At 30.8% G+C, this 1618-nt stretch carries 2 protein-coding genes; one reads left to right on the forward strand and one right to left on the reverse strand.

Translation table 11 applies throughout. The annotated features are described in order from the left end of the window. Window positions 1–182 (forward strand): CPBP family intramembrane glutamic endopeptidase (locus CO726_RS30805; protein WP_136699917.1); only part of this gene is annotated, 182 nt, incomplete at its 5' end. Between the two features lie 454 nt (window positions 183–636). On the opposite strand, the gene CO726_RS30810 is transcribed toward CO726_RS30805, so the two are convergent. Then, window positions 637–1618 (reverse strand): DUF418 domain-containing protein (locus CO726_RS30810; protein ID WP_099686815.1); only part of this gene is annotated, 982 nt, incomplete at its 5' end.

Consider the following 1618-nt stretch of genomic DNA (forward strand, 5'->3'; position numbering starts at 1 on the left):
GGGGTATACTAATAAGTTCATTGTTCTTTTCTATTATGCATTTTGATTTTCCTTTTATATTTGGATACTTTTTAATTGGTCTTGTACTTGCTGTAGTATATGTGCGTACTAATAGGTTACTAGTATCGTTTGTTGTTCATGCTAGTATGAACTTAATTGTTGTCATACTTCAGATTTCTTGATGAAAAAGCAGCGGATTCGCGCAACTTACTAGTGATTTAGTTTTTTGTGTTTATGAATTTAAAATTATGGTAATCTTAATAAGATTACATTTGAAAATGTGGGTTCAAGTTGCTGTATCGACTGAATTGCACAAAAAAACCAATTCCATTACACGGGAATTGGTTTTTTTGGTGTGTGTTTTGTTAGCATAATGATTGACGACCTAAAGGAGAGTTGTTCCTTTGTAGTTTAGTATAATGTAAATAAAAAGAAAATTCAAAACGAAATGATGAATCTTTAAGTATTTTTGGATTCTAACACAAAAATGTAAAGATATGGTTTATAATGAGTGTTGAAACACTCTCCTATGTTTCTAGTGATTGTATCTTTTATCTGTTTTTGGTGCGAAATCTGTTGATAGATTTTGCACTTTTTTATTTATTGTTTAATTGGATCACAATGATATAGTGATTCCTATTTCTTGTAAACTCCTTTTCTCCATACCCACTCAATAGGACCGAAGCGAAAATATTTACTCCAAACCTTGCTGAATATAATTTGTACAAAAATAATTAAAAGCCCGAAGATACATAGTTGCCAGTAATATACGTGTGAGACATCTTTAAAGCACCACGAAAGAATGACAAGAGCAAGTATGCTTTGAGTGATGTAATTCGTTAAAGCATACTTGCCTATGTTCATAAAAGGGTGTAGATATTTTATATATTTTTTATTCTCACAAGCTCTAAGTAGAGTGCAAATATAGAATATAGCTAGCGTTTTTCCTCCAAATAGAATCCATAGTTGTATATCCCGAGAGTAATAGACATCCATTTTTATAAAGTAGTAGACAATAGGACAAGAGAGAAGACATGAAATGCATAACGTACTCCACTGTAACAACCTAATTTTCTTTATTAATTCTGGTACCCTTTTAAAAACCTCTTTTTTACCAGCCCATAAACCAATTAAAAATAAGCCTATATATTCAGGAATTCCAATTAGTAGTTGTTGAGGTTCCTCTGTCATCAGAAAAAACAAACGTGTTTTTACTTGATGTGAATAATGTGTAAATAGATTTACAGTGTGATTGGTAGTGTTGCCTGTAAACATATATTGATAGTAATTTGGTATTTCAGGAATAGAAGAACTTGCTCGTAAAAATACAATAATATGTAATATATAACTAACCATTAGGAAACTATAACCAGTTATGAAAATAAGCTTAGTAGATCGCTTATAAAAAAACAATAGGATAAAACCAGCTATAGCATACGCATGTAGAATATCTCCATACCATAGAAAGGTGAAGTGTAGTAAACCGAAGACTAGTAAGATACACAATCTACGGCTAAACAGCTTATACATAGAATAGCCTTTTGCTTCAGCATTTTTTATAAAGATATAAAACCCTACTCCAAATAAGAACGCAAAAATAGTATAGAATTTTGCCTGT

Origin of the sequence: Bacillus fungorum (assembly GCF_002746455.1) — a bacterium.
GTDB lineage: Bacteria > Bacillota > Bacilli > Bacillales > Bacillaceae_G > Bacillus_A > Bacillus_A fungorum.